The organism is Streptomyces sp. NPDC032198 (genome assembly GCF_040636975.1).
Classification (GTDB): Bacteria; Actinomycetota; Actinomycetes; order Streptomycetales; family Streptomycetaceae; genus Streptomyces.
Map to the genome: position 1 here is coordinate 205,231 of NZ_JBEZVL010000001.1, position 18,361 is coordinate 223,591.

Below are 18,361 nucleotides of genomic sequence, written 5' to 3' on the forward strand. Positions count from 1 at the left end.
GCCGACTGCAAGAGCGCGCCAGCTCCGGCACCGCCCGCCCTGAAGGCGGGACCGCGCCCACATGTCCGTCCTCGCCAACACGGCTTACACGCCCCACCACTTCGGCGAGGAAGTCCCACGCACCGTGCTCCGGGCGGACACACCACCACGCCCCCTCGCCAGCGCTGCCGACTGCAAGAGCGCGCCAGCTCCGGCACCGCCCGCCCTGAAGGCGGGACCGCGCCCACATGTCCGTCCTCGCCAACACGGCTTACACGCCCCGCCACTTCGGCGAGGAAGTCCCACGCGCCGTGCTCCGGGCGGACATACCGACACGTCCCCTCGCGTGCGCTGTCGTCTGCGGGGTATCGGGGCGAGGGGGCAGGGCTGGGGTTCCGACTCCCCTGCGTTTCCGGCTCAACTGCTCGACGCTCCCGGGTAATCGGGTGGGTGGGTGGGTGGGAAACGATTGTTGCGTTACCCCGGGGGCCGGGAAGCGCTACGGCTTGCGGCCCCAGGCTGAGATCAACGGGGACGTCGCGAGGTCCATCGGCTCGGTGGCGATGTTCGCCAGGTGGTCGGCGATGTCCTCGTCCGTGGCCAGGCCCGCTGCTGTCAGCGCCCTGCGGGACTGCTGGATCGTGGCCGTCTCCAGGGCCACGCACGCAGGCGAGCTCAAAGGGAAGTACGCGTCGGCCTCCACCTGACGCAGGCCCGCCGCCCGAAGCAGACGGGGAAGCCCACGCCCGTACGGGACGTCAGCGCCGCGCTCAGCGAGCAGCGCCCCCCGAAGCCGGTTCGCCAACTGCTGCGCAGGCCCGTGCTCGTCCGGACACGACAGCGGCTGCAGGGCCGGATCCACCTCCTCCACCAGCAGGCGGCCCCCCGGACGCAGAGCCCGGATCATCGAGCGCAACGCCACCTCCTGGTCCGGCACCCGGGCCAGAACGAGCCGCGCATGGACAAGGTCGAAGCCCCCGCCGGGCGGCCCCTCCGCCCCCACGTCATGCGTACGCACCTCCACCGGTGACCGTGCGGCCGACGTCTGCCAGGAGATGTCCGTGTCGGTCGCGAGGACCCGCCCGGTGGGCCCGACCCGCTTCGCGAGCCAGGAGACGACGGAGAAGCCGCCCGCACCGACCTCCCAGCAGCGCCACCCAGGACCAATGCCCAGCCGCTCGACGTGCCGGAAGGTCGTGGGGTCGAAGAGCGCGGAGAAGGCCGCTTCGGAGCCCTGCCCCGAACCCGCCGCGCCCGCACCCGCACCCGCCCCCTCCGTGTGCCGATTCCTCTTGCCGGTCAGATAGCCATCGATGAGCGTCATACGGCAATTATCACGATTGTCCTGCTTACTCCGGGGAGGCAGCCCCGAGTACCCGGAGCGGAGTCTTCCGTTCCCACAGGCTCCGACCACGCGGTCGGGACGTGCTGGCACACTGGCACATCACGTCACCAGAACGAGGAGCCACGCATGTCGATGGCAGGCAACCTGCGAAAGGTAGGGAACCTCCGCAAGGTAGGCGGCCTGCGGAAAGTCGCGCGGGTCGCCCGGTTCGTCCGCAAGCACAAGCGCGTCGACCTGAGCCACCCCGCCCGCTCCCCCCTGGGCTCGGCAGTGGTCAAGTGCGTGACGTACCGGAACGGAGTGCGCCAGGACGGCGGCCGCGATCTCGTCGAGGAGGTCGAGCGCGTCCGCAAGAGCGGCGACGGCTTCGTCTGGCTCGGGTTGCACGAACCGACGGAGGACGAGTTCGCGGGCATCGCCGACCTCTTCGACCTGCACCCGCTCGCCGTCGAGGACGCGGTCCACGCCCACCAGCGGCCGAAGGTGGAGCGGTACGAAGAGATACTGTTCGCCGTGTTCAAGACCGTTTGCTACGTGGAGCATGCCGAACTCACCGCGACCAGCGAGGTGGTGGACACCGGCGAGATCATGGTCTTCGTGGGCGCGGACTTCGTGATCACCGTGCGGCACGGCCGCCACGGTTCGCTCGGCCCGCTGCGCGAGGAGCTCGAATCGGCGCCCGAGCAGCTCGCCCAGGGCCCCGCGGCGGTCCTGCACGCCCTGGCGGACCACGTCGTGGACGACTATCTCGTCGTGACGGACGCGGTGCAGGCCGACATCGACCAGGTCGAGATGGACGTGTTCTCCAAGGAGGGAGAGCGCGCCGACCCCGGCCGGATCTACCAGCTCAAGCGCGAACTCCTCGAACTGAAGCGCGCCGTGGTGCCGCTCGGCCGCCCCCTGCAGATCCTCTCGACCCAGCAGCTGCGGGCGATCGCCCCGGAGATACAGGCGTACTTCCGGGACGTCGACGACCACCTCAAGCGGGTCACGGAGCAGATCGCGTCCTTCGACGAGCTCCTGAACTCCATCCTCCAGGCCCATCTCGCCCAGGTGACGGTCGCTCAGAACGAGGACATGCGGAAGATCACCGCCTGGGCCGCCGTGATCGCCGTGCCGACGATGGTCTGCGGTGTGTACGGGATGAACTTCGACCACATGCCCGAACTGCACTGGAAGTACGGCTACGGCCTGGTGGTCGGCCTGATCGCCACCACCTGTTTCGCGCTCTACCGCGGCTTCCGGCGCAACGGCTGGCTCTAGGCTCAGCCCTTCACGCGTCTCAGCCCTTCACGCGACTCAGCCCTTCACGCGTCTCAGCTTCGCGCGTCTCAGCTCTTCGCGTACACGCGCTCGACCCAGCCCGCGAGCTGGTCGTCGGTGAGGTGCGTCGCCAGGTCGGCCTCGCTGATCATGCCGACCAGGCGCTTGTTCTCGATGACCGGCAGCCTGCGGATCTGGCTGCCCTTCATCTCCTGGAGCACCTCGTCGACGCCCGCGCCCGAGTCGATCCAGCGCGGCGTGCCCTTGGCCATGTCACCCGCGGTCACCCGGGACGGGTCGTGCCCCATGGCCACGCAGCCGACCACGATGTCGCGGTCGGTGAGGATTCCGCAGAGCCGCTCGTTCTCGTCGCTGATGGGCAGCGCGCCCACGTCGAGCTGACGCATCAGTTGTGCGGCGCGGTCCAGGGTCTCGTGTGCGGGGATCCACTGGGCGCCGCGGTGCATGATGTCTCCGGCGGTGGTCATGAGGTGCCTCCCGGTCCGGACGGCCGGCGCGGCGCGGAGGCACCGCCAGTCCCGGCGCCCCTCATTCTCGCCGGACCCCCGGAGGTCCGCACTCCGGAGGCGAGCACCCCTGACGGGACAACGGCTCCGGGACACATCAGGACTCCGGGCCACATCAGGGCTCAGGCTCAGACGGAGAACCCGACGATCTTCTCCGGGGTCACCCTGATGATCACCCGGGCCTCCTCGTCCTTCTCGCCGGGCGGGTCGATGCCCAGGTACTTGTGCGAGAGCTCGTGCGGAAGCCTCTTCTCCGGATCGGGGAGCACCTCGGCGACGCCGCGGATCTCCGTCGACACGTACGGGTTGGCCAGGTCGAAGACCGAGATGCTGATGCGCGGGTCGCGTTCGAGGTTGCGGACCTTCTGCCGCCGCGCCGTGGAGGAGAACAGCACGGTGTCGCCCTCGCGTTTGATCCACACCACCGAGTTCTGCGGCGCCCCTGAGGGGCCGAGGGTCGCGACGCTGGCGAAGTTCTTGCCGTCGAGGAGAGTGCGGACCGATTCGCTGAAGTGGAGCGCTGTCGTTGCCATGCCCCGACCCTAACTACATGCACGTGCATATAAAAGGGCTTTCCCTCAACAACTTTCTCGACCCCTTCGCCTCACGCCGTCAGCCGTTCCACGCCGGATGCCGTGGATCGTCCGCCCGTACGACGACGTCGGCCACCGCACCGGGGTCCACCTCCGCTTCGTACCGCTCGTAGGCGGGCAGGGTCCAGCGCTCGCCCTCCGCCGTACGTCGTCGCAGGGCGCCCGGCGAGAGGCTCGTGTGGACCGTCAGGTCGAAGGGGAACCAGTGGCCGAGCAGCAGCGGCCCGTGCAGCAACAGCAGTGCCCCGGACTGGAGTTGGACGTACGGGCTGCGCGTCGCGCGGTCCGCTTCCGGGTCCCAGAGGTCGGGCAGCACCCGCCCCGTGCCACCCGGATCCAGCGGCCCGAAGACCTCGCGCCACAGGGCGCCGGTGTCGAACCAGCCGCTGTAGTACGCCTCCACGTCCTCGCGCCCGTATTCGAGACGCAGCGAGGCGGGACGCAGGAAGCCTTCCGTGCCGACGACGAGCGCGGACCGTCCGCGCACCCGCAGCGCGTCGGCCACGCTCCGGGCCAGCTCGCCCGGGCGGCCCGCCGGGGCCCCGTCGAAGGCGATGCGGGGCCAGGGGCCCGCATCGGCCGTCTTCAGGTCGAGCAGCCGGTCGGCGAGGGTGTCCGTGAGCCGCTCCCAGGTGATCGCTTCGAGTCGCACCCGTCCCATGATGCCGGGCCGCCCCCGCCCTGGCGCCGGACCCTCCCCCCGCCGTATCGCCGGACCCCGGCCCCGCTCCCGCGGCGGTACGCACCCGGCGCCAGGGGGAATGAATCCTTCATGGCACCAACTCCCCTCGCCCGGAAAGAACTTCTCGCCATCCAGCCCCTCAGGCGCCGGCACTGCGCGGAGTGCCGCGGCGGCCCGCTCTCCCTGCTGGTCGTCGAGGACGCCGAGCCACACTGTCTGGACTGCGCCGACCTGGACCACCTCGTCTTCCTGCCGCGCGGCGACACCGCGCTGACACGCCGGGCCCGCGAGGGGAGCGGGCTCTCCGCGGTGGTCGTCCGCCTCAACCGCCGCCAGGGCCGGTACGAACGGCAGGGCGTCCTCGTCGAGGAGGCGGCGCTCGCACGGGCCGAGGAGCGGTGCCTCGCGGACGCCGAGGCGCGGGCCCGCCGCCGGGCACGGGACGCGGCACGCCGGGCCCTGGAGGACGTCCGCTTCACCGCGGCCTTCGCGGACGAGATACGGCGGCTCTTCCCGGGGTGCCCCGACGAGCGGGCCCGGGGGATCGCCGCGCACGCGTCCGTGCGGGGCAGCGGGCGGGTGGGCCGGAGCGCGGCGGGCCGTGCCCTGTCCGGCGCCGCGGTGACGGCGGCGGTGGTGGCCGCCGTCCGGCACACGGAGACGCCGTACGACCGTCTCCTCATGAGCGGAGTCCCCCGCGGCGAGGCCCGCCGCCGGATCGCCCCGGCGGTCGAGGTAACGCTCCGGTCCTGGCAGGGACCTGGGCGACAGGAGGACATGGCCGTCTGAGGCGCCTGCCCGAAACCCTTGCGGGCCCTGGATCGCCCACCAAGCCCTCCCCCAGGCCTCCTCAAGCCCCCAAGGCCTCAAGGCCCCCGCCAGACGCCCGCACATGCCCCCGCGCGCCCCACGCATGGCGCTCTCCCCGGTCGGGGCAATTCACTTGTGGTGCGGGGCCGTGCCATGGAGGATCATCGCGGCTCACTCACCTGACGGCTGCCTTACACAACGCGGGAGTTGCCATGATCGAGGGACCCTATTTCGTGCTCGTCGTGCTGGGCGCGCTCGCCTGCGGTCTGGTCGCCGGAGCGTTCGTCGCGTTCTCGACGTTCGTGATGCAGGGCCTTGCCGCGCTGCCCCCGGCGCAGGGCATCGCGGCCATGCAGTCGATCAACGTCAAGGCGGTCACCGCCGGGTTCATGACCGTGTTCATGGGCGCCGCCGGTCTCAGCGCGGTCGTCGCCGTCGTCACGTTCGTGCTCTGGCCCGACGACGGCACCGTCGAACTGCTCCTTGGCAGCGCGCTGTATCTGTTCGGCTCGTTCGGCGTGACCATCGCCGCGAACGTGCCCCGCAACGACGCCCTCGCCAAGCTCGACCCGCAGGCACCGGAGAACGCGGACCGCTGGCGTACGTACGTCCGTGAATGGACCATGTGGAACCACATCCGCGTCGGGGCCTCGCTCGCCGCGTCGGCGTCCTTCCTCCTCGCCCTCACCTGACCAGGCCCGGCCTCACACGGTCCGACCGCCCCTGACCTGGGACGACTGCCCCCGCCGCCCGCGGGCGTGCCGCGCCCGGCCACTCGTCGTACAGTGGCCGAAAGCCTGCGAAAGCACCCGAGGGAGACGGCCATGGCCGACCCCAAAGGCTTCCTCACCACCGCCCGCCAGGAATGGCCGCGCCGATCCGTCGGCGAACGGGTCAAGGACTGGGACGAGGTGTACGTCCCCGGCGCGCTGCTGCCCATCATCGAGCGGCAGGCCGACCGCTGCATGGACTGCGGCATTCCGTTCTGCCACGACGCCTGCCCGCTGGGCAATCTGATCCCCGACTGGAACGACCTCGTCTCGCGCGCCGACTGGCGTGCCGCGGCGGACCGGCTGCACGCCACGAACAACTTCCCCGAGTTCACCGGCCGCCTCTGCCCCGCCCCGTGCGAAGCAGGCTGCGTCCTCGCGATCAATCAGCCCGCGGTCACCATCAAGAACGTCGAGGCGGCCATCGCCGACCGCTCCTGGGCGGACGGTCTCAACCCGCCCCGCACCCCGGACCGGCACTCCGGCAGGACGGTCGCCGTGGTCGGCTCCGGCCCGGCCGGACTCGCCGCCGCACAGCAGTTGACGCGCGCCGGGCACACCGTGGTCGTGTACGAGCGCGACGACCGCGCGGGCGGGCTCCTGCGGTACGGGATCCCCGCGTTCAAGATGGAGAAGCACCACGTGGAGCGGCGGCTCGCGCAGTTGCGGGACGAGGGCACGGTCTTCCGTACGTCCGTCACGATCGGGCGGGACATCGGCGCCGCGGAGCTGCGGACCAGGCACGACGCGGTGGTGCTCGCCACGGGCGCCACCGCTTGGCGCGAACTCGACGTGCCGGGGCGCGAGTTGAGCGGCATCCACCAGGCCATGGAGTACCTCCCGCTCGCCAACCGCGTGTGCGAAGGAGACTTCGACACCTCCCCGCTGTCCGCCGCGGGCAAGCACGTCGTGATCGTCGGCGGCGGGGACACCGGAGCGGACTGCCTGGGCACGGCGGTACGCGAAGGGGCCGCCTCCGTCACGCAGTTGGACATCTACGAACGGCCCTCCGACGCACGTGACGAACTGGCCGAGCCCTGGCCGACGTACCCGAAGCTCTACCGCCTCTCCGTCGCGCACGAGGAGGCGGGGGAGCTGCGCACCGCCCCCGCGGCGGACGCCGACGCGCGTCTGTTCGCGGCGTCCACCCTCCGCTTCACCGGCGACACGGCGGGCCGGGTACGCGCCCTGCACCTGACCGGGGTCGACGCGGACCGCCGCTCCCTCCCGGGCACCGACCGTGAACTCCCCGCCGATCTGGTGCTCCTGGCGCTCGGTTTCACCGGGCCCGAGCGGACCCCGGGCGGCCTCGTCGACCAGCTGGGCCTGGCCGTCGAGGACCGCGGAACACTGGCCCGCGGCGCGGACTTCGCGACCAACGTGCCGGGGGTCTTCGCGACCGGGGACGCGGCTCGCGGCCAGTCGCTGGTGGTCTGGGCGATCGCCGAGGGCCGCGCGACCGCCGCCGCGGTCGACCGGTGGCTGACCGGTACGACCGATCTCGCGGCGCCGATCGGCCCGTACGACCGGCCGATGACGGTGTGAGCCGGGGTGCGGTCACGACAGTGAGCCGCCCCCGGGCACGGGTGACGGCTCACGACGGGTTCAGGACCCGCTCACGGCAGGGCTCATGACTGGGCTCATGACTGGGCTCACGACAGCAGGAAGTCGGCCTCCCCCGCCTTCGCGCCCTGGATGAACGCGTTGATCTCGCCGTGCGTGTAGATCAGCGCCGGGCCGTCCGGATCCGCCGACTGACGGACGGCCACCCGGCCGTCGGCCAGCTTCATGGCCTCCAGGCAGTTGCCGCCGTTGCCGCCGCTCCACGGCTTGTGCCAGCCCTCGCTGCCGAGCTCACGGGCGGGCATGCCGTTGTATATCCGGGAGTCGTCCCGGGACTCGGGACGGGATCCGGCCCCGGGTTTGCCCCCGGGGCGCGTACCGGCTCGGTGTCGATCCATTCACAGCTCCTTGCGGAGGTCCCGGAGGATCTCCTTTGTGCGATGTGCCGTCGCGGCTTGCGCCGCCATGCGGTCCATGACCTCGAGGTGGGTCGCCACCTCGGTGCGCGCGTCCAGATAGACGGCGCCGGTCAGGTACTCGCTGTAGACCATGTCCGGCAGCTCCGCCATGGCGAAGCGGAAGAGCACGAACGGTCCGTACGTGCCCGGGTGCGGACCCGCCGCGAACGGCGCGATCTGCAACGTCACATGAGGAAGTTCGACGGCTTCGAGCAGCTTGTCGATCTGCTCTCGCATCACATCGGAACCGCCCACGGGTCTGCGCAGGGCGGTCTCGTCCATCACCATCCAGACCCGTGGCGCGTCCTCGCGGGTGAGCAGCGACTGGCGCTCCATGCGCAGTGCCACGTACCGCTCGATGTCGTCGGGGTTGGTCTGGCCGATCGCTCCGGAGCGCATCACACCGCGTGCGTACTCCTCGGTCTGCAGCAGACCGGGCACGAAGTGCGGTTCGTAGGACCTGATGAGGCTGGCCGCCCCCTCGAGGCTGACGTACATGCTGAACCAGCCCGGCAGGATGTCGTGGAACCGCTGCCACCAGCCCGGCTTGTTCGCCTCCTCGGCGAGCGTCACGAAGGCGTCGGCCTCGTCGTCGGCGACGCCGTAGGACTTCAGGAGGAGCTGGAGATACGGGATCTTGAGCGCGACCTCGGCCATCTCCATGCGGCGGACCGTGGCGGGGGCCACGCGGAGAATCCGCGCGGCCTCCTCTCGTTTGAGACCCGCGCGCTCACGCAGGTCTTGCAAACGACGGCCTAGGACGACCTGGCCGACGGTCGGCGCGGACCGCGGTTCGCTCACGTCCTACCTCCACGTACTCCATGACATGCCAATTCACTCCGCACCTGGAGCCGTTGCGTGCAGTGTGCCACGTGCCGTCTCGAAGGAACACGCCACTGTGCACTTTTCAGAGTGGGTCTTGCCAAGGTGTTCCCGGCGGGGCGATAGTGGATGGCGTGACTCCGCCCGCGCCGTTACACACCGCTGCCGCCGAAGCCCCTGTTGGCATGACTGCCGACGCGTGGGTCGAGAGCGGCTCCGAGCTCTGCGTCAGCTTCGCGCTGGTGCCACGGCCGGGCTCCGCCTCACAGGCCAGACGGCTGGCGAACGCCCAGCTCCTGGGCTGGGAGATAGGCGAGGAAGCCCGCGACGCCGCGGCCCTCGTGGTCTCCGAGCTGGTCACGAACGCCATCGTGCACACCGCGAGCCACCGGATCATCTGCGAGCTCTGCACGAAACCCGGGTCACTGCGCATAGCTGTGCGTGACGACGGATACGGATCAGGTGTCCCGCGGCCCGCCCAGGAGGGGCCCGACGCCGACGAGGAGCACGGGAGGGGACTGCTTCTCGTCGAGGCGGTGAGCAACGCGTGGGGTGTGCGGGACGAGGGTCCCGGAGCAGGCCTCACCGTATGGGCGGAACTGCGGGCGTGACGTGAATGAGGGTGCGGGCGTGAGGACGACGTGGACAGGGGGCGTGTGAGCACGGTGACGGTACGGCGGCTGTGGGACCTGGACACGCTGGTCCGCCTCGAACGGAGGCGGAGCGCCGCCGCCTCGCCCCCACCGGCGCCGACGCGGCTCGCCGTGCCGGCCGGGATGTCGCTGCCGCTCGGGTGTGACGCGGTCTCGGTGCCCGCACGGTTCGGGCCCCGGCTGATGGCACGGCTGCCTCGGGTGGGGTGTGTGTACGAGGACGCCGGGGCTGACGGGGACGCGGCCGGGGCCCGGTGGTGGTGGATCGTGCCTGCGGATTCCGATGTCGCGCTGGAGTGGCCGTCGCCCGCGTATTACGCCGCCGGAGCCGTGGTGCCCGGCGCCCGCAGCGCTCCCTCGCTGATCCACAGCCCCTCCGGGGGCGAGGTTCCCTATACGCCTCCCATTCCGCTGTATCTGGCGTGGTGCAGGGCCACGGGCACCACACCGGGGTGGTCACGGGCCGTCAGCGCCTAGACCCGCACCGCCGCCCCAGGGCGGCACCCTCCCGCAGACGCCGTCCAGGCACTTGTGCTTCAGGAGGTCGTCCACCAGCTGCCGCGTCACGAGCCCCTCGTCGGCGAACAGCTTGCCCAGGTGCGGACGGAGCTCGCGCCGCGCCCCCGCCTCCGCGAAGCTGCCGCCGTCACCGAAGAAGGCCACGGTGGACGAAGCCGGGGATGTCCCCGGTCGCGAACTCCTCGTGGAGCGCTCCTCGGCCCCGTCCAGGCCGTGCTCGTAAGGGACTTGGGGTGTCCGGAGAGTGTCGGTCACGGAATAACTCCCTTGCCTGCGCGGGTGCGATGTTGCCTGCATGGGGTATGGCACTGCCGCCCCGGCGAACCGGCAACAGTTGCCCGGGGTTGCAAGCCGCACGCGACACAGGCAGAGAAGGAGAAGCACACGAACGACAAACAGAACAACTACCGCATCCCCCACGGGACTTCGGAGTCCGAGTCGCTGCTCTTCGGCGGGCCCCTGCGCTACGACACCGGCTGGGCCCAGTACGAGGAGGCCTTCCTCCAACTCGGCTTCCGGTCCATGCTGAAACGGCTTCCCGCGCTCCTCGCCGCCAGCTTCCGGCTCGCCCGGCAGGCCGACCGGCGGGCCGCGCGCGTCGTCATCGGCGCCGAGGTGGGCCGCGGACTCGCCCAGGCGGTGAGCCTCCTCGCGGTCAACAGCGTCCTCGGCCGGCTGATGACCGACGCCCCGATCACCGACCGGCTGCGCGGCGCGGCCCCCGCCCTGGTCACGATGGCGTCCGTGCTGTTCGTCGCCGCGCTGCTGCGCGCCGCGTCCACGTACGCGACAGGGCGCCTGGAGCCGAAGGTCGAACGCGTCGCCACCGAGCAGTACCTGGAGAAGGCGGCGTCGGTGGAGCTCTCGGCCATCGAGGACGACGCGTTCCACAAACTGCTCGACACCGCGCAGTACGGAGCCTCGTCGGCCCGGCGCATGATCGGCATCTCCACGCGCGTGGTGAACGCGATGATCTCGCTGATCGCGGCGGCGAGCGTGCTGACCGTCCTGCACCCGGTGCTGCTTCCGCTCCTGGTGACGATGACCCTGCCGAGCGCGTGGAGCGCCCTGACGATCGCCCGGCGCCGCTATGTCTCCTTCCACGCGTGGGTGCAGCACGCCCGCGCGGGACGTCTCATCGGCAGCCTGCTCACGGAGGCGCAGGCGGCCCCGGAGATCCGGGTGCACGGTGTGGGCCCCTTCCTGCTGCGGCACTTCCGGGCGATGTCGGAGGTGGCGGAGGAGGAGCAGGCACGCCTGGCGCGGCTCGCCGCCCGGACGGGTCTGATCGCGGCGGCCTGGACGGGCGTGGCCACCGCGGCGACGTATGCGACGCTCGGCGGGCTGCTGCTCGCCGGGGCGATGGCACTGTCGGTCGCGGGTACCGCCGTCATCGCGATCCGCACCGGCGCGTCCAATCTCGACACGCTCGTCCTGGAGGTCAACTCCCTGCACGAGGACGCCCTGTTCGTCGGCGACCTGGAGCGGCTCTTCGAGGAGGCGACGGAGCGCGCGATCCCGGTCGGCGGCGCCGAACTGCCGCTGGACCCACGGGAGATCCGGTTCGAGAAGGTCACCTTCCGCTATCCGGGGACCTCGGGCAGGGACGCGCTCAGTGACGTCTCCCTCACCCTGCCCACCGGGAAGATCGTCGCCCTGGTGGGTGAGAACGGCTCCGGCAAGACGACGCTGGTGAAGCTGCTCGCCGGTCTGTACGCGCCGAAGGACGGCCGGATCCTGTGGGACGACGTCGACGCGGCGACCGCGGACCGGCATCAGCTTGCGGCACGTATCGCGATGGTGGCGCAGGACTTCAAGCGCTGGCCGTTCACGGCACGCGTGAACATCGCGATCGGCCGCTCGTCCGTGCCACTCACGGACGACCGGATCGGCGTGTCGGTCGGTGAGGCCGGTGCCGGGGACGTCGTGGCCGATCTGCCGCGCGGGCTCGACACGCTGCTGGCCCGCGCGTTCACCGGCGGGCACGAGCTGTCGGGCGGTCAGTGGCAGCGGCTCGGCATCGCGCGCGCCGCGTACCGGCGCGGCAGCATCCTCATCGTGGACGAGCCGACGGCGGCGCTCGACGCCCGCGCCGAACTGGAGGTCTTCGAGAAGATCAGGGCCCTCGCCGGGACGGGCCAGACCGTCATCCTCATCACTCACCGCCTGGCGTCGGTGCGCCACGCGGACCTGGTCCATGTCCTGGACGGAGGGCGTCTGGTGGAGTCGGGCACACCGGACGAACTCCTGCGCACAGGCGGGGTGTACGCGGAGCTCTACGCGCTGCAGGCCGACCAGTTCACCGCGAAGATCCCGAAGGCCGCCTCATCGAACGAGCGCACCGAGCGCTGACGGGTGCGCCGAACACTGAGGGGTGCGCCGAGCGCTGAGGGGCAGGCCCGGGGCTACGCGGCGGCGGCTATGTCGCCCACGTCGGTCACCTCGGTCTCGCGCACGATCACCAGGAAGGCGTCGGAGGCGAGGTCCATGACGACTTCGGCCTGCTGGCCCTCCATGCGGCGGGCCTTCGCGAAGGCCTCCGCGGGCCACGATCCTCGCGGCCCACCGGCCGGAAAGCGTTCAAGTACCACTCGGCTGTTCATGATTGTCCTTCTGCTCCCCCCTTGGCAGTCCTCACGGACTCTTGTCGAGTAGAACGCACCGGGGGGTGGAAAGGACTCGCAACGTGACGGACCAGACACCCGTTCGTGTCGGTCCGTCACATCCCGTACTCGTCGTGGTACTTCAGCCGGCTGCTGCCCGCGGGCGCGCCGAGCCCCGTCGACCGGCCCTTCGGCTCCTCCCACTCCTCCTGGCGGCCGAGGGCCGTGAGGTCGAGGAGGCTGGAGTAGGACGCGACCCAGTCGGTGCCGCGGTCGTACGTCGAGTACGTGTGGAAGACGCGGTCGCCGTCCCGCAGGAAGCAGCTGAGGCCGGGCTGCTCGAAGGACTCGGCGCCCTCGCCCACGGTGGCGTCGAAGTCGTGGTTGAAGTCGCTTCCGTGGGAGGAGTACCACGGCACCGTCCAGCCCATCCGTGCCTTGAAGGGCAGGATCTTGGTGAAGGGCGCACGGGAGACGGCGATGAAGTTCGTGCTGCGGGCCCGCAGATGGGCCAGGTGGCCGATCTGGTCGAGGAAGGCCGAGCAGCTGCGGCAGCCCGCTTCCCACTCCGGGGCGAACATGAAGTGGTAGATGATCAGTTGGGCGTCTCCGTCGAAGAGATCGAACAGCGTCGCCTTGCCGTCGGAACCGTCGAACAGATACTCCTTGCCGATCTCGACCATCGGAAGCCGCCGCCGCTCGGCGTTGAGCGCGTCACGCGCCCGTGTCTCCGCCTTCTCCTTGGCCAGCAGTTCCTGGCGCGCGGCGAGCCACTGCGCGCGCGTGACGATGTCGGGAAGTCCCATGGTCCCTCAGTCCCTCCTGCGGACCCGCCCCTCGGATCCGTGCTTCTCCGAGGGGTGACCTGCGCGGTCGTCGGAACTCATCGGTCGCGGCGGAGAAACTCAAAAGAATCTAGAAGGTCACCGGGAGCGCGAGCAGTCCGAGGGCCCGGCGCGACGGCGTCCAGGAGTTCATCGGCGGTACGACGGATCGGCGCGCGCAGGCTCTCCACGCGTCGCGGCGTGAAGGCCTTGACGGCCAGGCGCCGGATGCGGGTGTGGTCCGGCGGGTCCATGTTGAGCAGGTTCGCGTCCAGGGCCGGCGGCAGTGCGAAGCCCCGGTATCCGCCGGGCAGCGCATGGCTCTTGTCGAGCGAGAGCCGCGGGTCGGCGAGCGCGGCGCGTACGTCGTCGTACCGCGTGACCAGCCAGGCCGGGCTGCCGTCGGGCCCCGCGATCCGGTACACGGGCGCGGTGTCACGCAGCCGCGCGTAGGCGGCGTACGGGTCGTCGACGAGGCCGTCGGCGGGGTCCGGCTGCGGGGCGTGGGGCATGGTGCCGGCCTAGGCAGCGGCCTCCTTAGGCCCGCTCTCGGCCCCCGCCCCTCACACCTCGTAGGTCTGGATGCGCTTCCCCTGGCCGCGGTCGATCAGGGCGGGCAGTTCCGCGCCCAACTCCGCGACGATGCCCGGCACATCGAGGGTCAGGAGCTGTCGGTCGCGCATCAGGATCCGGCCGTCGACGATGGTCGTGGTGACGTCCGCCGAGCGGGCGCTGTGCACGAGCGTGGCCGCGAGGTCGTGCACGGGCTGGGTGTGCGGCCCGTCGAGGCCGACCAGGATGATGTCGGCGCGGCGGCCCGGCGCGAGGCTGCCGATCTCGTCGCCCAGGCCGACGGCCCGCGCGCTCTGCAGCGTGGCGTGGTCGAGCGCCTGGCGCGCGGTCAGCCAGGCCGGGTCGCGCTCCGTGGACTTCTGCACGAGTGCGGTGAGCGCCATGGACTCCCATACGTCCAGGCTGTTGTTCGATGCGGCCCCGTCGGTGGCCAGGCCGACGGGGATGCCGATCTCGCGCAGGGCCCGCACGGGCGTGGTGTCCCAGCCGAACTTGAGGTAGCCGCGCGGCGCGGACGCCACGGCGATGCGGCCCGTGCCCTGCCGCAGTACGGGCAGGTCGCGGTCGAGGATGCCGGTGCCGTGCGCGATGAGGACGTCGACGTCGAGCAGCCCGGTGCGGTGCAGGACCTCGATGGGGGTGTGTCCGTGGCGGTCCAGGCTGTGGTCGGTCTCGGCGCGGCTCTCGGCGGCGTGCAGATGGACCAAGAGGCCGTGTTCGCGGGCGAGTTCGGCGGTCGCGGCGAGGTCCGCGTCGTCGACGGTGTAGGGGGCGTGCGGGGCGAGCGAGGTGGTGATGCGACCGTCGGCGGCGCCGCGCTGCCGCAGCGCGAACTCCAGGGAGGCGGCGCGGCCCTCGGGCCCCTGCGAGGAGAAGAAGGCGGCCCCGAGGTTGGCGCGCAGCCCGCTCCCGGCGACGGCGTCGGCCACGGCGTCCATCGCGAAGTAGTGGTCGGCGAAGGTCGTCACCCCGCCCCGGATCATCTCGGCACAGGCAAGCCGCGCGCCGAGCCCGACGACGCGCTCGGTCAGATTGGACTCGATGGGCCAGATCCAGTCGTTGAACCACTCGTGCGCCGGCACGTCCTCCGCGATGCCGCGCAGAGCCACCATCGGTGCGTGCGTATGGCAGTTGATCAGGCCCGGCAGGGCTGCCTGACCACGTGCGTCGATGCGTTCGGCGGCCTGGAGTCCGGCGACCGCCGGTGTGGTGGTGACGGCTTCGATGCGCCCGTCCCGTACGACGACGGCCGCGTCGTCGAGGAATCCGACCCGGCCCTCCTCGTCGTGGACGAGGGCCGTGCAGCCCGTGATGACCAGGTCGGCGGGGCCGTGCGCGGGAGGCGGCGTCATCTCTTCACGGTACGGGGAGTGCGCATCCCGCGCCCTGTCGCGTCGCCGGATTCGCGAGCACGCTGACGTCAACCCGCTGACCTCGCGAACAGTTGGAGCCGCCATGCTCGTCGGCACGTGGAACCTGGAGAACCTCTACCGGCCCGGCGGCAGGTTCGGGCCCAAGGACAAGGCCGCGTACGAGGCGAAGCTGGCCTCGCTCGCGGCGACGATCAACGTCCTGAACCCGAGCGTGCTCGGCGTGCAGGAGGTCGGCGACCCGGAGGCCCTCGCGGATCTTGCCGGGATGCTGGAGGGCACCTGGCACACCACGCTCTCGGAGCACGCGGACGAGCGCGGCATCCGCGTCGGCTTCCTCAGCTCCCTGCCGGTGTTCGTCGTGGCCGACGAGGACCGCTTCCCCGAACCGCTGCGCCCGGTGCAGTCCGGTGACGCGGGCAGGCCGGTTTCGCGGGCGGGCCGCGGGGTGCTCGCGGTGACGGTGACGACGCGCGCCTTCTTCTTCGACGTGGCGGTCTGCCATCTGAAGTCGAAGCTGCTGTCGTACGGCGGGGGCCGGTTCCAGCCGAGGGACGAGGGCGAGCGGGCCCGCTTCGGTGCGTACGCGCTGTACCGGCGTGCGGCCGAGGCCACGCTGGTGCGGTCCGTGGCCGGCCGTCTCCTGAAGGGCGACGGCCGCCAGCACGACGTCGTGGTGCTCGGTGACCTGAACGACGAGGTGTCGGCGGCGACGACCCAGATCCTGCTCGGCCCGCCCGGCTCCGAGATCGGCACCCCTGGCTTCGACAAGCCGGACAAGGGTGACGCGCAGCGGCTGTGGAACGTGGCCCCGCTCATCCTTCCCGAGCAGCGGTACTCCCGCATCCACGCCGGGCGCCGCGAGCTGATCGACCACGTCCTGGTGAGCCGCGGCTTCCTGAACCTGGTCAAGGCGGCGGGCACGGGCGTGCCGGGTTCGACGGCGACGGCGCTGCCGTCGGTGGAGGACGAGGATCCGGCGGAGCGTCGGAACGCGCCGGGCTCGGACCACGCGCCGGTGTGGATACGGATCGAACGCTAGCCGGGGCGGCGGCCGTACTGACTCTCTCGGCTCTGTCGGCTCTGTCGGCTCTGTCGGCTTCATCCGCTCTGTCGGTCTAGCCGCGCGGGAGCACCGTCGAGAGGACGCCCGGCAGCGGATACCAGTCCGACGACACGATGCTGGCGTTGTCCCGTGCGAGCAGGGCGACGCGGTCCCTGGCCTGGGCCTCGGTCGGGTTCACCGAGTCGATGGCGGGGGCGACGTTGTGGGCGTCGGACATGACGACCAGGTAGCGCCGGTCGGCGTACCACTTGGTGTCGATGGTGCCGCCCGCGTACTTTGCCGCGTCGCCGTCGAAGAGCACGAACCAGGGCCGGATCGCCGTGTCCGTGTACCGTCCGCGCGGGTCGCCCGCCTCGGCGCCGAGCACGGCGGGGAAGGCGGCGGCATCGCCGAGGCGTCCGGCCGCCTTGAGGTCGCGCAGATGGGTGGCGTACTCGCGGTCGGTCCACAGGGTGTCGGCCGGGTTGCCCTGTTCGACGGTGCCGGGGATGAGCTCGACGATGAACTTGCCCGCGAGGGCGCTGCGCTGGGGCCAGCCGTCGGTCCGTACGGCATCGTCGAGGGTGGCGTGGCCGCCGGTGAGCTGGCCGGGGCGGTAGACCGCGTCGCCGAGCTTGCTCTTCAGGAGGGTGTCGAGGTCGGCGGGCCCGCGTCCGTTCCTGCCCTGGAAACCGTCCTTCAGCTCCACCTTCAGGAGGATGGGCCGGTGGCCGGGGTGGGCGTCGTGCCAGCTCCTCATGTCCGCGAGGCATCCGGCGAGGCTCTGGTTGCGCGACTTGGTGCGCAATTCGGCCGGACTCGCGGCGTTCTCGCAGTTGTTGTCGTTGCCGAGCGGGTTGCTGTGCGAGACGCGCCAGCCGCTGCCGAACACGTTGGTCCACACGTCGAGTTCGAGCATTCCGGCGCCGGAGTCGAGGGCGTCGGCGAAGTACGGGTACTTCGCCTTCTCGTAGGCGTTGTGGACGCCGACGCCGGTGGTGGACGCGTACGGCGACTGCGGTGCCGGATCGGCGGCGACTGCTGTGGCGGTGCTGCTCGCGGGCCCCGCGGTTCCGAACGCCAGTGCGCCCGCGGCGACGACCGCCATGGCAAGGCCTGTCCCAGTACGTGCCCTCATGCCAGCCGCCCCTCCACCGCTCCGGTCACGTCGACTGAAACGTATGGGAGTTGAGTGTCTCCTGGGAAGACGGCGACTTACGGGAGGGGAGAGATATCCAGCCGGGCGGCCGGGAGGGGGAGGGCAGGGAGCGTGGCGTGTCCGCTACCGTCTGCGCCCGTTATGGATCAACGTATTCACCGTGCGCGGAGATCCTTCTGCCGTACGCGGAGATCCTTCTGCCGTACGCGGAGATCCGTCTACCGTGCGCGGAGATCCATCTGCCGTGCGCCGGCAGAAACCGCTCTGCCGTCGTCCCCGCCCCCCCCCCGCCGAAAGGGATCAGCCGCCATGCCTCTCGCCCTCTCCCGCATCTCCCGCACCCGCCTCGCGGTGACCGCCGCCGCGGCCACGGTCCTCGCGGTCGGCGCCCCGGTCGCGTACGCCTCGTTCGACACCGACACGCAAGCGCCCGGCAGGACGACCACGTCGCAGGTGTCCCGTGGCGACGCGTACACCGAGACGCGTCTCCTCTTCGGGACCGAACGCCCCGACGGCGGCCCCGATGTGACCGACAAGCAGTTCATGAAGTTCATCGACGACGAGGTCACGCCGTCGTTCCCCGACGGGCTCACGGTGCAGGACGGCCGCGGCCAGTGGCGGGACTCGAACGGCAAGATCGAGCGTGAGCGTTCGTACGAGCTGATCCTGCTGTATCCGTCGTCGCAGGCGCACAAGCGTGATGCCTCGATCGAGGAGATCCGCGAGGACTACGTGAAGGAGTTCGCGCAGGATTCGGTGGCGCGGCTCGACGACCGGGTGCGCGTGGACTTCTGAGGCCGGCC

20 protein-coding genes and 1 pseudogene are annotated in these 18,361 nt (G+C 71.1%); 9 read left to right on the plus strand and 12 right to left on the minus strand.

What is annotated here, in order from left to right; all coding sequences use genetic code 11:
* Positions 1-478: 478 nt before the first annotated feature.
* Positions 479-1,303 (minus strand): methyltransferase domain-containing protein, encoded by an 825-nt coding sequence (locus tag AB0E78_RS01005; RefSeq protein ID WP_361826493.1) that lies wholly within the window; start codon positions 1,301-1,303, stop codon positions 479-481.
* 147 nt (positions 1,304-1,450) lie between these two features.
* On the opposite strand from AB0E78_RS01005, the gene AB0E78_RS01010 reads away from it, so the two are divergent.
* Positions 1,451-2,587 carry a magnesium and cobalt transport protein CorA gene (locus tag AB0E78_RS01010; RefSeq protein WP_361826496.1) on the plus strand — a complete coding sequence of 379 codons (1,137 nt, stop codon included), beginning with the start codon at positions 1,451-1,453 and terminating at the stop codon, positions 2,585-2,587.
* Between the two features lie 68 nt (positions 2,588-2,655).
* Here the strand turns inward: AB0E78_RS01010 and AB0E78_RS01015 are convergent, their stop codons facing one another.
* From AB0E78_RS01015 to AB0E78_RS01025, 3 genes are all read right to left on the minus strand, one after another.
* A complete protein-coding gene (locus AB0E78_RS01015) occupies positions 2,656-3,075 on the minus strand; it encodes a CBS domain-containing protein (protein ID WP_361826499.1) in 420 nt (139 codons plus the stop codon).
* 167 nt (positions 3,076-3,242) lie between these two features.
* Positions 3,243-3,647, minus strand: coding sequence for a PPOX class F420-dependent oxidoreductase (locus AB0E78_RS01020; protein ID WP_361826502.1), 405 nt, complete (start codon positions 3,645-3,647; stop codon positions 3,243-3,245).
* Positions 3,648-3,726: 79 nt separating this feature from the next.
* Entirely contained in the window at positions 3,727-4,368 is a 642-nt protein-coding gene (locus tag AB0E78_RS01025; RefSeq protein WP_361826505.1) for a uridine kinase, read from the minus strand.
* A 111-nt stretch (positions 4,369-4,479) separates the two neighbouring features.
* Here AB0E78_RS01025 and AB0E78_RS01030 point away from each other — a divergent pair, with 111 nt between their 5' ends.
* The 3 genes from AB0E78_RS01030 (at position 4,480) to AB0E78_RS01040 (ending at position 7,514) form a co-directional block, all read left to right on the plus strand.
* A complete protein-coding gene (locus AB0E78_RS01030) occupies positions 4,480-5,178 on the plus strand; it encodes a DUF2293 domain-containing protein (protein WP_361826508.1) in 699 nt (232 codons plus the stop codon).
* A gap of 233 nt (positions 5,179-5,411) precedes the next feature.
* Positions 5,412-5,891: an anthrone oxygenase family protein gene (locus tag AB0E78_RS01035; protein ID WP_361826510.1), complete on the plus strand. Its 480-nt coding sequence runs from the start codon at positions 5,412-5,414 to the stop codon at positions 5,889-5,891.
* 132 nt (positions 5,892-6,023) lie between these two features.
* Positions 6,024-7,514, plus strand: coding sequence for a glutamate synthase subunit beta (locus tag AB0E78_RS01040; RefSeq protein WP_361826513.1), 1,491 nt, complete (start codon positions 6,024-6,026; stop codon positions 7,512-7,514).
* A 107-nt stretch (positions 7,515-7,621) separates the two neighbouring features.
* On the opposite strand, the gene AB0E78_RS01045 is transcribed toward AB0E78_RS01040, so the two are convergent.
* Both AB0E78_RS01045 and AB0E78_RS01050 read right to left on the minus strand, forming a co-directional pair.
* A complete protein-coding gene (locus AB0E78_RS01045) occupies positions 7,622-7,837 on the minus strand; it encodes a DUF397 domain-containing protein (protein ID WP_249593092.1) in 216 nt (71 codons plus the stop codon).
* Between the two features lie 93 nt (positions 7,838-7,930).
* Entirely contained in the window at positions 7,931-8,791 is an 861-nt protein-coding gene (locus tag AB0E78_RS01050; protein ID WP_361826516.1) for a helix-turn-helix transcriptional regulator, read from the minus strand.
* A gap of 206 nt (positions 8,792-8,997) precedes the next feature.
* On the opposite strand from AB0E78_RS01050, the gene AB0E78_RS01055 reads away from it, so the two are divergent.
* A complete protein-coding gene (locus tag AB0E78_RS01055; RefSeq protein ID WP_361826519.1) occupies positions 8,998-9,423 on the plus strand; it encodes an ATP-binding protein in 426 nt (141 codons plus the stop codon).
* 45 nt (positions 9,424-9,468) lie between these two features.
* Positions 9,469-9,942, plus strand: a complete 474-nt coding sequence (locus AB0E78_RS01060) for a hypothetical protein (protein ID WP_361826522.1) — start codon at positions 9,469-9,471, stop codon at positions 9,940-9,942.
* On the opposite strand, the gene AB0E78_RS01065 is transcribed toward AB0E78_RS01060, so the two are convergent.
* Positions 9,922-10,239, minus strand: a complete 318-nt coding sequence (locus tag AB0E78_RS01065; protein ID WP_361826525.1) for a hypothetical protein — start codon at positions 10,237-10,239, stop codon at positions 9,922-9,924. The two genes, AB0E78_RS01060 and AB0E78_RS01065, sit on opposite strands and share 21 nt — an antisense overlap.
* Positions 10,240-10,395: 156 nt before the next feature.
* On the opposite strand from AB0E78_RS01065, the gene AB0E78_RS01070 reads away from it, so the two are divergent.
* Positions 10,396-12,336, plus strand: coding sequence for an ABC transporter ATP-binding protein (locus AB0E78_RS01070; RefSeq protein ID WP_361828435.1), 1,941 nt, complete (start codon positions 10,396-10,398; stop codon positions 12,334-12,336).
* A gap of 53 nt (positions 12,337-12,389) precedes the next feature.
* Here the strand turns inward: AB0E78_RS01070 and AB0E78_RS01075 are convergent, their stop codons facing one another.
* From AB0E78_RS01075 to AB0E78_RS01090, 4 genes and pseudogenes are all read right to left on the minus strand, one after another.
* Entirely contained in the window at positions 12,390-12,587 is a 198-nt protein-coding gene (locus AB0E78_RS01075) for a hypothetical protein (RefSeq protein WP_361826528.1), read from the minus strand.
* 116 nt (positions 12,588-12,703) lie between these two features.
* On the minus strand, positions 12,704-13,393 hold the full coding sequence (locus AB0E78_RS01080) for a DUF899 domain-containing protein (protein WP_361826531.1): 690 nt from the start codon (positions 13,391-13,393) through the stop codon (positions 12,704-12,706).
* A 149-nt stretch (positions 13,394-13,542) separates the two neighbouring features.
* A pseudogene (locus AB0E78_RS01085) lies at positions 13,543-13,923 on the minus strand (cytochrome P450); the annotation flags it as partial.
* A 51-nt stretch (positions 13,924-13,974) separates the two neighbouring features.
* A complete protein-coding gene (locus AB0E78_RS01090) occupies positions 13,975-15,336 on the minus strand; it encodes an amidohydrolase (RefSeq protein ID WP_361826534.1) in 1,362 nt (453 codons plus the stop codon).
* Positions 15,337-15,439: 103 nt separating this feature from the next.
* On the opposite strand from AB0E78_RS01090, the gene AB0E78_RS01095 reads away from it, so the two are divergent.
* A complete protein-coding gene (locus AB0E78_RS01095) occupies positions 15,440-16,396 on the plus strand; it encodes an endonuclease/exonuclease/phosphatase family protein (RefSeq protein WP_361826536.1) in 957 nt (318 codons plus the stop codon).
* A 76-nt stretch (positions 16,397-16,472) separates the two neighbouring features.
* Here the strand turns inward: AB0E78_RS01095 and AB0E78_RS01100 are convergent, their stop codons facing one another.
* On the minus strand, positions 16,473-17,537 hold the full coding sequence (locus AB0E78_RS01100; protein ID WP_361826539.1) for a phosphatidylinositol-specific phospholipase C domain-containing protein: 1,065 nt from the start codon (positions 17,535-17,537) through the stop codon (positions 16,473-16,475).
* 330 nt (positions 17,538-17,867) lie between these two features.
* On the opposite strand from AB0E78_RS01100, the gene AB0E78_RS01105 reads away from it, so the two are divergent.
* Positions 17,868-18,353 carry a DUF3574 domain-containing protein gene (locus AB0E78_RS01105; RefSeq protein WP_361826542.1) on the plus strand — a complete coding sequence of 162 codons (486 nt, stop codon included), beginning with the start codon at positions 17,868-17,870 and terminating at the stop codon, positions 18,351-18,353.
* The last annotated feature ends 8 nt before the right edge of the window (positions 18,354-18,361 follow it).

Bases quoted from the DNA above. Each gene is read 5' to 3' on its own strand.
- AB0E78_RS01005 (WP_361826493.1), bottom strand. From the start codon at position 1,303: ATGACGCTCATCGATGGCTATCTGACCGGCAAGAGGAATCGGCACACG.
- AB0E78_RS01010 (WP_361826496.1), top strand. From the start codon at position 1,451: ATGTCGATGGCAGGCAACCTGCGAAAGGTAGGGAACCTCCGCAAGGTA.
- AB0E78_RS01015 (WP_361826499.1), bottom strand. From the start codon at position 3,075: ATGACCACCGCCGGAGACATCATGCACCGCGGCGCCCAGTGGATCCCC.
- AB0E78_RS01020 (WP_361826502.1), bottom strand. From the start codon at position 3,647: ATGGCAACGACAGCGCTCCACTTCAGCGAATCGGTCCGCACTCTCCTC.
- AB0E78_RS01025 (WP_361826505.1), bottom strand. From the start codon at position 4,368: ATGGGACGGGTGCGACTCGAAGCGATCACCTGGGAGCGGCTCACGGAC.
- AB0E78_RS01030 (WP_361826508.1), top strand. From the start codon at position 4,480: ATGGCACCAACTCCCCTCGCCCGGAAAGAACTTCTCGCCATCCAGCCC.
- AB0E78_RS01035 (WP_361826510.1), top strand. From the start codon at position 5,412: ATGATCGAGGGACCCTATTTCGTGCTCGTCGTGCTGGGCGCGCTCGCC.
- AB0E78_RS01040 (WP_361826513.1), top strand. From the start codon at position 6,024: ATGGCCGACCCCAAAGGCTTCCTCACCACCGCCCGCCAGGAATGGCCG.
- AB0E78_RS01045 (WP_249593092.1), bottom strand. From the start codon at position 7,837: ATGCCCGCCCGTGAGCTCGGCAGCGAGGGCTGGCACAAGCCGTGGAGC.
- AB0E78_RS01055 (WP_361826519.1), top strand. From the start codon at position 8,998: ATGACTGCCGACGCGTGGGTCGAGAGCGGCTCCGAGCTCTGCGTCAGC.
- AB0E78_RS01075 (WP_361826528.1), bottom strand. From the start codon at position 12,587: ATGAACAGCCGAGTGGTACTTGAACGCTTTCCGGCCGGTGGGCCGCGA.
- AB0E78_RS01080 (WP_361826531.1), bottom strand. From the start codon at position 13,393: ATGGGACTTCCCGACATCGTCACGCGCGCGCAGTGGCTCGCCGCGCGC.
- AB0E78_RS01090 (WP_361826534.1), bottom strand. From the start codon at position 15,336: ATGACGCCGCCTCCCGCGCACGGCCCCGCCGACCTGGTCATCACGGGC.
- AB0E78_RS01095 (WP_361826536.1), top strand. From the start codon at position 15,440: ATGCTCGTCGGCACGTGGAACCTGGAGAACCTCTACCGGCCCGGCGGC.
- AB0E78_RS01100 (WP_361826539.1), bottom strand. From the start codon at position 17,537: ATGAGGGCACGTACTGGGACAGGCCTTGCCATGGCGGTCGTCGCCGCG.
- AB0E78_RS01105 (WP_361826542.1), top strand. From the start codon at position 17,868: ATGCCTCTCGCCCTCTCCCGCATCTCCCGCACCCGCCTCGCGGTGACC.